The organism is Rhodobacter sp. NTK016B (assembly GCF_017303295.1).
Classification (GTDB): Bacteria; Pseudomonadota; Alphaproteobacteria; order Rhodobacterales; family Rhodobacteraceae; genus Pararhodobacter.
The window spans coordinates 177,165-189,677 of sequence record NZ_JAFKOK010000007.1 but is presented as its reverse complement, the minus strand read 5'-3'; the positions used below and the strand labels follow the sequence as shown (position 1 = coordinate 189,677).

At 59.6% G+C, this 12,513-nt stretch carries 12 protein-coding genes; 3 read left to right on the top strand and 9 right to left on the bottom strand.

The annotated features are described in order from the left end of the window. Positions 1–2: 2 nt before the first annotated feature. Together JI664_RS11080 and JI664_RS11075 are read left to right on the top strand one after the other, a co-directional pair. A complete protein-coding gene (locus tag JI664_RS11080) occupies positions 3–659 on the top strand; it encodes a hypothetical protein (protein ID WP_207013816.1) in 657 nt (218 codons plus the stop codon). Positions 660–810: 151 nt separating this feature from the next. After that, complete coding sequence (locus JI664_RS11075; protein ID WP_156178428.1) at positions 811–981, top strand: hypothetical protein; 171 nt, start codon at positions 811–813, stop codon at positions 979–981. A 561-nt stretch (positions 982–1,542) separates the two neighbouring features. Here the strand turns inward: JI664_RS11075 and JI664_RS11070 are convergent. After that, on the bottom strand, positions 1,543–2,571 hold the full coding sequence (locus JI664_RS11070) for a hypothetical protein (protein ID WP_207013815.1): 1,029 nt from the start codon (positions 2,569–2,571) through the stop codon (positions 1,543–1,545). 372 nt (positions 2,572–2,943) lie between these two features. Between JI664_RS11070 and JI664_RS23995 the strand changes: the two genes are divergently transcribed. Further along, positions 2,944–3,078, top strand: coding sequence for a hypothetical protein (locus JI664_RS23995; RefSeq protein WP_286174041.1), 135 nt, complete (start codon positions 2,944–2,946; stop codon positions 3,076–3,078). Positions 3,079–3,095: 17 nt separating this feature from the next. On the opposite strand, the gene JI664_RS11065 is transcribed toward JI664_RS23995, so the two are convergent. From JI664_RS11065 to JI664_RS11030, 8 genes are all read right to left on the bottom strand, one after another. Further along, the gene (locus tag JI664_RS11065) at positions 3,096–3,629 is read right to left on the bottom strand and encodes a hypothetical protein (protein WP_207013814.1); all 534 of its coding nucleotides are present in this window, start codon (positions 3,627–3,629) and stop codon (positions 3,096–3,098) included. Positions 3,630–4,156: 527 nt separating this feature from the next. Next, positions 4,157–5,050 carry an abortive infection family protein gene (locus JI664_RS11060; RefSeq protein ID WP_207013813.1) on the bottom strand — a complete coding sequence of 298 codons (894 nt, stop codon included), beginning with the start codon at positions 5,048–5,050 and terminating at the stop codon, positions 4,157–4,159. A 2-nt stretch (positions 5,051–5,052) separates the two neighbouring features. Beyond that, positions 5,053–5,550, bottom strand: coding sequence for a hypothetical protein (locus JI664_RS11055; RefSeq protein ID WP_207013812.1), 498 nt, complete (start codon positions 5,548–5,550; stop codon positions 5,053–5,055). A gap of 8 nt (positions 5,551–5,558) precedes the next feature. Continuing rightward, complete coding sequence (locus JI664_RS11050; RefSeq protein WP_207013811.1) at positions 5,559–6,752, bottom strand: GIY-YIG nuclease family protein; 1,194 nt, start codon at positions 6,750–6,752, stop codon at positions 5,559–5,561. Continuing rightward, entirely contained in the window at positions 6,745–8,793 is a 2,049-nt protein-coding gene (locus tag JI664_RS11045) for a pseudomurein-binding repeat-containing protein (RefSeq protein ID WP_207013810.1), read from the bottom strand. The genes JI664_RS11050 and JI664_RS11045 overlap by 8 nt, the downstream gene beginning before the upstream one ends. Positions 8,794–8,806: 13 nt before the next feature. Beyond that, entirely contained in the window at positions 8,807–9,334 is a 528-nt protein-coding gene (locus JI664_RS11040) for a HEPN domain-containing protein (protein WP_207013809.1), read from the bottom strand. Next, positions 9,331–12,093, bottom strand: a complete 2,763-nt coding sequence (locus JI664_RS11035; RefSeq protein ID WP_207013808.1) for a class I SAM-dependent DNA methyltransferase — start codon at positions 12,091–12,093, stop codon at positions 9,331–9,333. The genes JI664_RS11040 and JI664_RS11035 overlap by 4 nt, the downstream gene beginning before the upstream one ends. Beyond that, a complete protein-coding gene (locus tag JI664_RS11030) occupies positions 12,090–12,512 on the bottom strand; it encodes a type II toxin-antitoxin system VapC family toxin (protein ID WP_207013807.1) in 423 nt (140 codons plus the stop codon). The genes JI664_RS11035 and JI664_RS11030 overlap by 4 nt, the downstream gene beginning before the upstream one ends. Position 12,513 lies beyond the last annotated feature (1 nt).

The window sequence follows — 12,513 nt, the reverse complement described above, 5'->3', positions numbered from 1 at the left end:
CGTTGAGAAAGAAGATTCCAACCATCACCCGGCCCGACCCAGCCTATGCCGCGTCCCTTCGGCCGGAGGAGGAGAAAGACCCGGGAAGGGAAGAGGCGGATCGGGAAGAGACCGTCCTGATGCCGATGAGCATGACGGCAGACGTGGCGGATGAAGATCAAGCGCCGGTGCCAAGCAGGCCTTCCGTGCATTCGCCGCAACCAAGCCCGGAGACAACATCAGAGATCATAACGGCGCCCACAGCGTCGCAGCCCAGGGTCCGACGCATTCCGGCCACCCGCAAGATCGATATCCGGGTGAACGCGCTGGAACGGCAGGAAGAAGCCCTCATCGATTGCGGCGTCGATCCCGCCCATGTCATCCGGGCAGCTCTGCGCCGTGCCGTGAAGACCTGGCAGCTCGGGCCAGAGTTCGTCCCACCTTCCGAAGAGCAGAGAACGCGGATCACCGAATGGCGCGCGCGCACTTCATTGGCCGTCGATGCCAATGCGCTGACTTCCATCCTGCACGCCCATGACCCCCTCGATGTGCTCAGCAAGTGGGCCTTGATCCGCGGGCAGATCGAGCCGCGCGTCTGGGCGGAGATCGACATACTTCTGGACGAGATTGCCGTTCGCGCTGCGGCGCAGAATACAGAAAATGATACGTCAACAACCTGACTATAAAGACAACTTGTCCTTTTGTCGGTGGGTTTTTGCCGAAGCTACCGCCCACACCTTGCAGTTGCAGAAACCTGTCGTTAACACCGCCGACAAGAAATTTTTGACCTCCCTTTAACCAGTTATGAGGTCCAGATAGCAGGAGCGCGTCATGACCCCAAAACCCCGCCTCACCGGCGAACCGATCATGCGCATCCTCTGCAAGAAGACCGACAATCTGGTGGGTTTCCTCTACCAATGGAACAATGGCGATCTACAGCCCGCGTGGCTGGACGATGCTTTGGCCGAGGTTCGCTACGAACCAATAAGCGACGCCGCCTGACACACGTGATCTGATTGCGGGCGAGGCGATCAAGGGCGGTGCGGAGTGCGGGCCCACAGCAGGCCGCGCCGAATTCTGCGCATCATGAGGTATAGAATGGAATTCTATACCTCATACGTCGGCACCGAACCCGATCCGACAGGCCCAATTTATTTTCTTTCATCGCCCCTGTCCGACCTACCGAGCTGCGGTACCTGCGACTCCTTTGAAGGCGTAGCTATTCGGCAAGCTTCTCGATGATGGGTTGTGGGAACAGTTTCATAGGGATCGTCTCCTCTTTCGTTTCGAGTTCTCGTCCTCTCGGACACGAAAGAGGCAGACAGGGCGTAAGAGCCAGAAGGCGCACAGGGGTAACACGGTCGGGGCAAGCCCCGAGTGGTGCGGGCACCCCTTGCGACAAGGGCGCGCCCTTTCAGAACAGCGGACTAGACTAGAAGACAGATGCGGTAGCGGGAGACGAAGCCCCGTTTATGAAACGGCCAAACCCCACGAGTGCAAGCGCACGGGCGGACTGGAAGCCGGTGGCCTTCACAGATGGTGGCGCTGCGCCCTTGCCGATCTTTATAGTGAAGAACTCTGCCCTGAACGGGCACTGCTTGCATCATCCCTAAGCCCCGCAACGAGCTTCTCGACAAGCTCGACGGCCTCGGTGACGCCTTCGGCGCGAAGTACAAGCCGCTGGCCGGGCCGATAGCGGGTGTCGCCGCTCTTGGCGATATACTCCTCATCGACAAGCCCCTGCCGGTGGGCAAGCAGATGGCGCTGCTGGAACGCCCGCACGAGTTGGTCGAGGGAGGGGGCGTCGAGATGGGCGCCATAGCCCTGCCCCGTCGCCTGCTGCCAAAGGGTACTGCCCTCTGCAAGGCTCTGGAAAGCGTTCCGCCTTGCCTTCGGCGGCGCGGGAAGCTCCACAAACAGAGCTTCGACCACACGCTGAAAGGCGGTGACAGCGTTCTGCAAGCCGTTCTCGATCACGACGCGCACGGTGGTTTCGGCGGTGTCGCGATCCGGCATCGCGGCGCGCACCTCGTCGAGCGCACGGAGGGTAGCCTTGATTCCTGCGATGGTCTGCTCGAAGACCTGTTCGGCGGCACTGTGGCCGCAAGCGGGACAGAAATAGGCGGCCCCGATCACGGCATAGCGGCAGGCGCAGGACGGGCAGGTGATCTTCAGCGCCATCGGGTCGGTGGCGGCCGGGGGCAGCATGACATGCTGCGGCCGGGAATCCACCTTCATCGTCATCGAAATGAAGCCGCCGCGCGGCCTGCTCCGGTTGAACCGGGCAGCATCGGTTTTCAGTGCTTGATTGAGGCCGCCTTGAAGCTGCGCCACGGCAGCCGCGTGCATGTGCTCGACCTGTTGCTGTGTCCACCATCGGTCGCTGTGATCGGTATGGCCGCAGGCAGGACAGTGAAGCCGCTCTGCTTCCTTGGCCTTATGCCAATCTTCGCTGAGCATCTTGAACTGGAAAAGGCATTCATCCGATGGGCATTCACGGTCGAAGTAGCCTTCCTCGTCGTCCTCAATGAGGATCAAGACTTCGCCGCCGCCTTCGAGGCTCCGCAAAAATCGTTGTGTCTCTTCAAACATCTCGCAACCTCAGAACATCTTGTAGCGTACCGTTCGCTTAAGCACCATATATAGCATGATTGCAGGGCAATTTGGAGTCTTCCATTGGACGGGGCTCTTCCCTTGCCCCTGGTGTTCAATTCCTGATCCTACCGTCTGCCAGATCACCGGACGCTGAAGGTAAAGCGCTTGCGGTGCGCCTCCTGCCATGCTGATTGCGGCCTTGCTCAGGCGAAGCCTGTGGCGCGCGGTGCCTTAAGCGCCGCATGAAGTCTGGCCTGCCCTTCTTCCCGTGAATTCAACCCCCCAGGAGAAGGAGACTTGGCATTACCCACGCCATAACCCTAGACAACCCGCACAACCTATCCGACGAAGCCCTCTGGGCGCTATTTGATGAAACCCAAGCCACCGCTCGAAGAGCTGCCCTGCGGCTGCTGGCAGCGCGGCATCGCGCTCGCCAATCAGCGCCTCATTCTTGGCGTGATCGATCGCCGCCGGGTGCAAAGCTCTCTGGGCGTGCCGCGCTAGGCTTATTTCGCCGCCTCTTACTCCTTCTCCTCGGGCAGAGGTACATTCATGTCCTCGGCACCGATGGCGATGGCACGCTCGACAAGTGCGTTATATGCGGGAACGGTCAGCCCCGGCGTCTTGGCCGCATGAAGGCGGCGAATGGCAAAATGCGGGTTGAGGATGACGGCATGAGAAAATTCCCCTGCCGTGCCCGATGCGATGCGGATGAAGCCGAGATTGGCAAGCTCCCTCATCCGCTCCTTCCAGGAGCGTACTGCTCGCTGGCCAGTGTAGCCCGAGTAGAAAGCCAGCTCATCAGCGTTCTGCAAACTGACATACATCTCGTCGAACGCCTGCGTCCAGAGGGCAAGATAGGTCGTCGAGGTACGTTTGCTGCCCGGTGCCAGGTCGTCGATGATGTTCATGATCAGCGGCATCGTGCGCGGCACGGACGTGAAGCCGTCATAGACGTTGCGATGCCAAAGATCGTCAGAAGACAGATCAGGCCAGAGCTTCGTGCGAAGGTCTGTAATTTTTTTGGCGATTTTCTTCTTCGGTGTCCTGACCATGGGAGCCTCATGTGTTAGAGGGGACGGGCTGAAGTATGGACCTTCAGCCCTGTCGACGGTGAGTGCGGCGGCGCGAGGTTTGGACGCTCGCTCCGATGTTCATCCTCTCATCGGCAACAGGGCTAATATGCCTAGAAATGTGTTTGTTTTCAAAGATTTAGTTCGCGCTCCTTGGCATTTGAAGCCGCTCCTCCAGCCAATCTGGAAGGCGCGGATGGAAGACTTTGCGCAAGCTCGACATTTGAGTTGGCGCAAGCCTATCAAGAAATCGCCTGAAAACCAACGTGATAGGCGGTTTTGGCGGTGCTCGGCGTCATCACGGTTCTCGCGCGTCCTCGCGGTGCTCGCTGTGATCGGGGCGAAAACCCCCTCCCCGCGCCGGGAAGTGGGGTAAGGAGGCGGCCTATTCGGCCGCCATCGCTTGGGGCTAAAGGTTGGGCATGGGCGCGGGGAGTTTCAGCCCCCTTCAAAGACGAAGGAGAGATGGCCGGTCAAGACCGGCGCTGCTGACAGGATGAAACTAGCCGTTACCCTGCCGGATCGTCTGCTTTGGGAAGCGGGCGGGCAGGAAATTTCCGTTGCCATGTCTCGATGAGAAACAGCGCTGCCGTGCTCGCGGCATGGATCGACAAACGGGCAATCCGCGCGTCAACACGGGCAAAGCCCTTCTCGCGGCCGTGGGCGTCGCCGCCGTGAGTGCGCAGAGCCCCTACCCCTCCGATGACCGTGGCAAGGCCGGAAAGGATTTGCCGCACGTCATTCGCTATCAAGGGGTCGATGTCTGAGCGGTCAGGGGACAGACCAAGCGGCTGCTTCACGGCATTGTAGAGCCCCTGTACGTCCTTCTTGGCAGGGAGCGGCTGCCCCAGCTCGATGAGGATAGACCGGCACACGCTCTCGACCGTGCTGCACGCGGCGGTGACGGCATCTTCGGGGTCGGTCTGGCTGCTGGCGAGAGCGCGGTCGAGATCGCGGCTCACCGTGTCGAAGTCGATCACCTCGGACAGCCCCGCCAGCTCAGCCAGGACAGGGACATTCTTGCCCGCCTCGACAAGCCGCATCCGCCCGCCCTGCTGCTGAACCTCGAAGCCGTCGAAGCGCAGCGCGCGGTTAAGATGATCGAGCACGGCGATATGGCGCTCGGGCTCATGGATAAAGTCGCGGGGGTCAGCGGCAGCCTCAATGATCCTCGGGAGCGCTTGATCGGCTTCGAAGCCATTGTTGAGATTGATAAGGCACTGCACCAGCGACGGTACGCGGGAGCCATTCACCGTGAAGGCCAAATTGCAGGCGCGCATGAACTTCTCGATCTTCGGCCCGCTGCGATAGATGCCGATGGGAGGCGTCGTGTCATGGCCCCCGCCGCCGCTGATAGTGTCGGCGATGGCGTCGATGCTCTGGGGCGATAGCGGGAAGGGCATGGCTATAGGTGATCCTTCGCCCAAAGAAGCGCATTGAACGCGGCAAGCTTTGCATCGGTTTCGGCTGAATAGACCTTGCTACCTGCCTGCACAGCTCCCGATGCCCGTCTCAGGACACGCACCGACCATCCGGCTCCGGCCCGATAAACTGTGAGATTGAACCCGTCCGTGTTGATGTAGAGGTTGCCTTGTCTGGACTTGCGCCATTTTCGAGAAGGCCAAGCAGCGCGGCGGCGTGCGGAATTTCTGAGACGCTTCTCCCGCTCCCGGGGCCGCTTGTAGTCCTCTTCCATGTGCTCAGCACAAACACAGCCGACCTGAAGCGAACCGGGATAGTCTGGATGCTCCATAATATGGGCATACCGGATTTCGGCGCTGTCACACATCTCGCAGAGTTGGCTGGGCTCTTCCAAGTCTTCGACGCCGACACAGGTCCAGCCTTTTTTCGGGACGCCTGCCTCTGACCATTTTCCTCGACGCGTGTGACTGTCCCGATCCATCGCCCAACCTACCCCGAAATCTGTTTGAGTTCGGCAGCGTGGGGATCATAGCGATAGCTGGTTATTGTGCCGTCCCTGATCTTTTCCACAGCGTCGTTTATGACAAAGAGAGGTACGAGGAACCATTCTCGCGGGACCACAGGCCGTCCAAAGCGATCCATGATCTCGATTTCGAGCCGTGCGGGTTCGAAAATCCGGTGGATCAGGTTTTCCAGCTTGGACCGGTTGATGTTGAAGAGTTCATATGTCGCAACCACCTCGACATTCGACATCAGAAACGTCGGCTGCAGATGCGCGCCAGCGATCCGCTTTTCGACGCTCATATTGGTGACACCGATCTTGTGCACCAGTTCCCGGTTTTCTGTGACAAGTGGATGATCGGATTTGCTGCGAAGCACATAGATGATCCCGCTCGCTTCATCCCCATCGATTGTCTGGTCTGAAAAAAGCGGGCCTGCCGATGGGTCAGTGATCCGGCGTCCGGCGTCGTCCTTGTTCAACGCGCGCTGGAGCGAGCGCATCAGCATGTTGCTCTCGGTGCTGTTGTCAAAAATGACCCGAAGGCGGGCATCGGTACGACCTTGCTCGTTCGTGATGGTCTCACCCTTTTCAGCAACATAGGCTTTCTGACCGCCGACGATGAAAAAGCGGCCCTTCTCGATCTCCGCTTTCATCTCGAAAGGGCGCGTTTCGCGCAAGCCGGTGTCCAGTTCCTTTTGGACCATCTCGAACAATGGCTTGAACTTTGAGAAATCTTCGCATTTTTCACGGTTGGCGACCTCGTCGGCGGCCTTTTTCTCAGCGGTCGAGCGGACATGCTTCAATTCGGTAAGTGGGGATGCATCAACCGCCACACCCAGTTCCGCCAGAAGCGCGTCATCATCGAGCTCATCCGTGTCCGTCGCTACGAGCGTCAGGCCCTCTGACAGAAGTTCGTGTTTGTCAAAGGGCGCGACGAGATCGTGGCATTCCTGTAAGTCGCGGATCCGATCGAGACGCACTGCATAGAGACGTTCGAAGATATCTCGGTCTTCACCGTGCTGTGGCGGGCGACCGAATTTATCGGCGAACCGAAGGATCTCTTCAAAGCCTGCGATGATGCGTTCTTCGCGTGGTGTGCGGCTGAGCTGCTTCTTGACCTCGACCTCGACGCCAAGCTCGGCAAGGAGAGCATCATCTTCGTCGGTGAAACCCTTAGCCATTGGCAGCCTCCTGCTTCATGCGGGCGAGATAGGCCACGCCTTCGGCCATTTTCTTCTCCCATGGATCAGGCGATGTGATGGAAGGCAGACGGCCCCGCTCCTGCTTGAACTTGACAGCGCGCTTCGCCAGATCTCGCGCCTCATCCGGTGACAGTTGCACCTTTTTCGCCGAGATCACGGCCTGAACCTGCCGAAGGCTCTCCTCGCTCATCGTCTTTGCCAATATCGAATAGGCTTCGCCGAAAGGGTTGATCCGGTCGATCAAGTCGATGTCCAGCTCACGCACATCCATGGCGAATTTGCGCACCCCGTCGATCAGCGCGGTGTTCCCCGTGGTCTGCGTGTCATCGCCGTTCGACAAAGCGATCTCTTTCGCCTTCTGGGTCAGGTTCAGCGCGGCCACCGCATGCTGGCGCACGGCTTCCTGATCCTCGGCATCAAGCTCCGGGAACTTTGCTCCGACGATCTTGCCCATGCGAACCTGCGTCAGTTCCTCGGGCACCAATTCCTCATCGAAGAGGCCGCGTTCGATCGTGGTCTTGTCCTGCACGAATGCAGTGATCACCTCGTTCAGGTCCTCCTGGCAGATGCGCTTGGCTTCCTTGCTCTTCGGTGCGACCAGACCCTTGATCTCGATCTGGAACTGCCCGCTCGCCTCGTTGAAGCCGACGTTTTCCTTGTTCGGATCATAGCCGCCCGCGCCATAATCGAACCCCTCGACAGGGCCGCTGTTCACAGTCTTGGGCGTGAAGTTGAAACGCGGGGCCAGCACCTGCTCCATCAGCAGGCTCGCGGCGATCGCTTTCAACGTGTCGTTGACCGCCTCGGTCACAGCCTCGGCTGCGGCGTCCGGTTCAGCGATCAGGTTGGTGAAGCGCGCGCGCGTCTTGCCCTCGGCATCGCGGGTGGCACGGCCGATGATCTGCACGATCTCGGTCAGGCTGGCGCGGTAGCCGACCGTCAGGGCGTGTTCGCACCAGATCCAGTCGAACCCTTCCTTCGCCATCCCCAGGGCGATGATGATGTCGACATGGTCGCGGTTGTTCTTCTGCGCCGGGTCCTTCAGCGCGGCTGAAACCTTGTCCCGCTTGGCGGGTTCATCATCCACCAGATCGGCGATGCGCAGCACACGCCCTTCCGGCGTCTTGACCAACTGAAACCCGGTGGCGGGGTCGGCGCCTTGCCACTCTCCCAAGGCGTCGATGATGTGTTCGACCTCGCGGTGCTTGTCCTTGGTGCTCTCGCGTGAGTTCACGTTCGGGATATGCAGGATCGTCTTCTCGGTCGGGTCGAGCACCTTGAGGATGTCATCCGCATAGGACCCGGAATAGAAGAAATACCCGATGTCGAGCGACTTGAGGTATTTGTAGCCGTTCAGCTGCTCGTAATAGGTGTAGGTGACCGTGTCGAACCGCGCCTCGTCCTCGGGCGACAGAACGGCCTCGGCATCGCCGCGGAAGTACGATCCGGTCATCGCCACCAGATGCACCCTGTCGCGGGCGACCAGCGCGCCCAGATGCGCGCCCAGCTTGTTGTCGGGGTTGGCCGAGACGTGGTGGAATTCGTCCACCGCGATCAGGCGATCATCAAAGGCCTCGATGCCGAACTTGTCGACGGCGAAACGGAAGGTCGCGTGGGTGCAGACCAGTACCTTGTCGTCGCTGGCCAGGAACTTGCCGACGGCGCCAACCTTGCCGTCATCGCCACCGGGCGCATTGCACAGGTTCCATTGCGGCTGGACGGTCCAATCGGCCCAGAAGCCATATTTGCTGAGCGGCTCGTCGTTGAAGCTGGACCCGATGGACTTCTCTGGCACCACGACGATGGCCTGACGCAGGCCCTGATTGTGCAGCTTGTCGAGCGCGATGAACATCAGCGCGCGAGATTTGCCCGAGGCCGGGGGCGACTTGATCAGCAGGTATTGTTCGCCCCGCTTCTCATAGGCGCGTTCCTGCATCGCGCGCATGCCCAGCTCGTTCGACTTGGTCGAGCTGCCATTGGCGGCGTATTTGACCGAGACGGAGGGAACACCTTTGGTCATACAATAACTCCCATCAAACTCGGGTCTGACTCAGCGCGAGCAAAGCCGAATAAAGTCTCTCAGTCTTCTCCAGCCAGTCAGGAAGCAATGAGCCCGCCTCAAAAAATGCGACGTCAGTGTCCGGGTAACGCAACCCGGTCGACCTCTCGTCCAATCGGTGCAGTTCGGCAATCCAGCTTTCCGCCCATTCTGGCAGCCCTTTGACCATACCTGCAAGCGTCGCAAGGTCATGTCCACCTTTGCTTGATCCAGTCTGATGCAGGACGACCGCCTTTAGTGCCAGTTCGACTGAGTGTCGAAACAAGTAGATGACCGGATAACTGGCAACATAATCCTCGATCTTGTTGCCAGACACCATTTCGCAGATGGATCGCGAAGCCTGGTAATACTGAATACTGAAGCGCCGAAAATCCTCGGCCTTGGGTGTTCCATCTATGGGCCAGCCTATCGAAATGGATTTCGGGAAAGACCACTCATCAGCGCGCTGCCACCGCTCGTCAATGCCCTCGAACAGCTTCCGATCTGCCAGGTGACCGCTCATGCAATCACCTTCGTCGTCATCTTCGTGTACATCTCGAACAGCTTTTCCAGCCGTTCGGTGTCGTTGCGGAAGCGGCGGCCGATGTAGATGCGTTCCAGCACCTCGTCGTTGTGGTCATGGGCGGCGCGCAGGTTGGCGGGCATTTTTTCGGGGTCGTAGAGGTCGGCGATGGTGGCGGGGAAATGCGCCTCGCGGGCCAGAAGGATGCCTTCGGTCGCCGCTGTCAGGTCGGCGCGGTTCTTTTCTGTCAGTTTGGGGACGGGGAAGGTGTTCCAGCCGAGGGTATTGGAATAGCTGAAATCGGTTCGCATCCGCACGCAGACGGTGCCGATCCAGACCCAATGCAGGCGCGAGGCAATCAGCGCCATGTTCCAGAGCGGGGCGTCGTAGAGGGCGAAGAGTTTGTTGGAAATGATGGTTCCATCAGGGAGAGGCCCACATGGGAGATAGTCGCGGTTCTCGGAACTAATCGCTGCGATCGCGATCACTTTCTCATCGCCCGTTTGGCGACGTTCGTCGAATCTATGGGGCCACTTAGCCCCTTGCTGTGTTGCCGCCTTTGTACTGGCGAGGCGCATTGCGCGCACAGCCTCAAGTCGCTTCCCAATTGCAGGGATTTCTTTGGCCTGTTCTGCCTCGGCATCCTTTATCCAAAGACAGTATCGCTGCTTCCCTGCAATAAACTCTTCAGAACCAAGAATAGGGCGAATAAATTTTCGCCGCTGTTCCGGGGTAAGAGCCAAGCTTGAAACTTCGTCTGAACTAAACAGCAAATTTCCTCCGTCAACAGGCTTACTACCGAATGTCATTTCGGCCAGCGAGGAAAGGGGCCTTGACCGCTTTTCTACGATCACATTTGCACCATTGATCAAATAGGCGTTCAGGAATCCGGACTCTCTGACTTCGGTTTCATCGTCCGAGTTTAACGAAAACAGCTTTCTGTTTTGACCAGCGCGGTTTGATATTCCGATTATGACCACGGTCACTCCAGCATTATGGCTGGCCAAGTTTGCCCATTTGAAGTTAGTATGGGCAAAGGCAATCTCGTGCCCTGTCTGGAAGATCAGCGGCCAGAGGATCGGCACCTGCTGGCCCTGACAGATCGAATTGGTGGACACAAAGGCCGACACGGTGGGCGTGTGCAGCCCGTAATCGGCGGCCTTCATGAACCAGCCCGCGACATAGTCGAGCGACTTCCAGCTTTTCGTGCGCCCTTCGAATATGCGCTGCAAGTCCTCTTTCTGTTCGATACTTTGCCACGTTGACCCGAGATAAGGCGGGTTCCCGCAGATATAGGTCTCGCCCCCCTCGTTCGCGAAGTCGATCTGTGCCTGATCCAGCGGCGACATGAACAGGTCATCGGCCTGAAACTTCACCCCCGTCCCCGTGGGCGGGCAGACAGACAGCCAGTCCAGCCGCAGGGCGTTGCCACAGGTGATCCAGTTCTGCGCATCCAGCGGCAGGAATTCCGCCAGCGCCTCTTTCTGGCCGCGATAGGTCACGTCACATTGGTATTCCGCGATGATCAACGCCAGCCGCGCGATCTCGGCCGAGAAATCCCGCAGCTCGATCCCGCGATAGTTGGTCAGGGGAATGTCGGTGCGGCGCTGCGGCTCGCCCCGGCGCTTGTTGATCTCATACTCGATGCTGCGCATTTCCTTGTAGGCGATGACAAGGAAGTTGCCCGACCCGCAGGCGGGATCGAAGACGCGGATCTTGGCCATGCGGGCGCGCAGATTGGCCAGCTTGCGCGCGTTGTCGCCCGCCGCCTCCAGCTCTGCCCGCAGGTCATCAAGGAAGAGCGGGTTCAGCACCTTCAGGATGTTCGGCACCGAGGTGTAGTGCATGCCGAGGACCGAGCGTTCCTCTTCATCCGCGACGGCCTGGATCATGGAGCCGAAAATGTCGGGGTTGATCTGCGTCCAGTCGAGGCTGCCGATATGCGACAGGTAGCGCTGCGCGATCTTTGAAAAGCGCGGCACATCGGTGGACCCCGAGAAGAGCCCGCCGTTCACATAGGGAAAGGTGTCGGCCCAACGGGGCAGCTTGGCCTCGGCCCGTTTGGGGATGGCGCTGTTCATCGCGCGGAAAATCTCGCCAATGACTTCGTGCGTATTCGACCCGTCGCGGTTGGCCATCTGGTCGATGGTCGCGGTGAACAGGTTGTCGCTGACGAAGATGTCGGTGTCTTCGGCGAAGAAGCAGAAGATCAGCCGCGCCATGAAGTGGTTCATGTCATGGCGTTTTTCGGCGCTGCCCCAGTCGGGGTTGTCCTTGATCAGCTCAACATAGAGCCGGTTGAGGCGGCTGGTCGCGCGGATGTCAAATGCACTTTCGCGGATCTGCTTGACGGTGGAGATGCCGGCGAGCGGCAGGAAGAAGCCGAAATGGTCGGGGAAATCGGTGTAGCGGCAGGCGATGGTTTCGCCTGTGGTGATATCCTCGGCCTCGAGGTCGATGCCGTCGGTGGCGAGGATGAACTTCGCCTTGGCGCGGGTGGTGGCGGGGCTGTCGCGAAGGGCAGTCAGGGTCGCCGCGATGTCGCCCGGCGCGCAGGTGGCAAGGTGGATGTTGTTGGTCTGCAGGACGCCGCCCCAAGGACCATCAAAGTCGGACTTGTTCGACGCGCCGGTGCGCAGCCGCTTGATGGTCGTGTCCTTGTTGCCGAAAGCCATGAGGAAGGCATAGGGGAACTCGGCCGCGTCAAAGGGCTGCTCGGCAAGTTCGGAAACGGCTTGTTCGATTTCAACGGCGTTCATGCGGCTGTCCAGGGGTTGATCAGGTCGATCTCGCAGCCCTCGAAGTCAGGCGTATTTCGCGTGGCGACCGTGGCGCCGCAGGCGTGGGCAATGGATGCGATCTGGCAATCGGCTTGGGCGATCGGTCGCCCGGCGGACCGTCGTGCGGCGGAGATGGCGGCATAGGACTGCGCGGCGGCGCTGTCGAAAGGCAGAATGCGCCCCGCAAGGTCCTCACGCAGGATGCTGTCCACTGCATCAACCAGCGCGGCGCGCCGCTTGCCGTTCCCCATGATCGCGAGGCCGTAGCGCAGCTCTGCCTCCGATATCGAGGTCAAGTAGACGTTGAGCCCGTCCTGAGCCGACAACCAGTGTTCAACCTTGGGCTCCGGGGCCGGGCGCAACAGCTCAGAGATGACATTCGTGTCGAGGATGATCATG

What these genes read in the sequence shown, in the direction of transcription:
- JI664_RS11075 (WP_156178428.1), top strand. Translation starts at nt 811, where the DNA reads ATGACCCCAAAACCCCGCCTCACCGGCGAACCGATCATGCGCATCCTC.
- JI664_RS11070 (WP_207013815.1), bottom strand. Translation starts at nt 2,571, where the DNA reads ATGTTTGAAGAGACACAACGATTTTTGCGGAGCCTCGAAGGCGGCGGC.
- JI664_RS23995 (WP_286174041.1), top strand. Translation starts at nt 2,944, where the DNA reads ATGAAACCCAAGCCACCGCTCGAAGAGCTGCCCTGCGGCTGCTGGCAG.
- JI664_RS11065 (WP_207013814.1), bottom strand. Translation starts at nt 3,629, where the DNA reads ATGGTCAGGACACCGAAGAAGAAAATCGCCAAAAAAATTACAGACCTT.
- JI664_RS11060 (WP_207013813.1), bottom strand. Translation starts at nt 5,050, where the DNA reads ATGCCCTTCCCGCTATCGCCCCAGAGCATCGACGCCATCGCCGACACT.
- JI664_RS11055 (WP_207013812.1), bottom strand. Translation starts at nt 5,550, where the DNA reads ATGGATCGGGACAGTCACACGCGTCGAGGAAAATGGTCAGAGGCAGGC.
- JI664_RS11050 (WP_207013811.1), bottom strand. Translation starts at nt 6,752, where the DNA reads ATGGCTAAGGGTTTCACCGACGAAGATGATGCTCTCCTTGCCGAGCTT.
- JI664_RS11045 (WP_207013810.1), bottom strand. Translation starts at nt 8,793, where the DNA reads ATGACCAAAGGTGTTCCCTCCGTCTCGGTCAAATACGCCGCCAATGGC.
- JI664_RS11040 (WP_207013809.1), bottom strand. Translation starts at nt 9,334, where the DNA reads ATGAGCGGTCACCTGGCAGATCGGAAGCTGTTCGAGGGCATTGACGAG.
- JI664_RS11035 (WP_207013808.1), bottom strand. Translation starts at nt 12,093, where the DNA reads ATGAACGCCGTTGAAATCGAACAAGCCGTTTCCGAACTTGCCGAGCAG.
- JI664_RS11030 (WP_207013807.1), bottom strand. Translation starts at nt 12,512, where the DNA reads ATGATCATCCTCGACACGAATGTCATCTCTGAGCTGTTGCGCCCGGCC.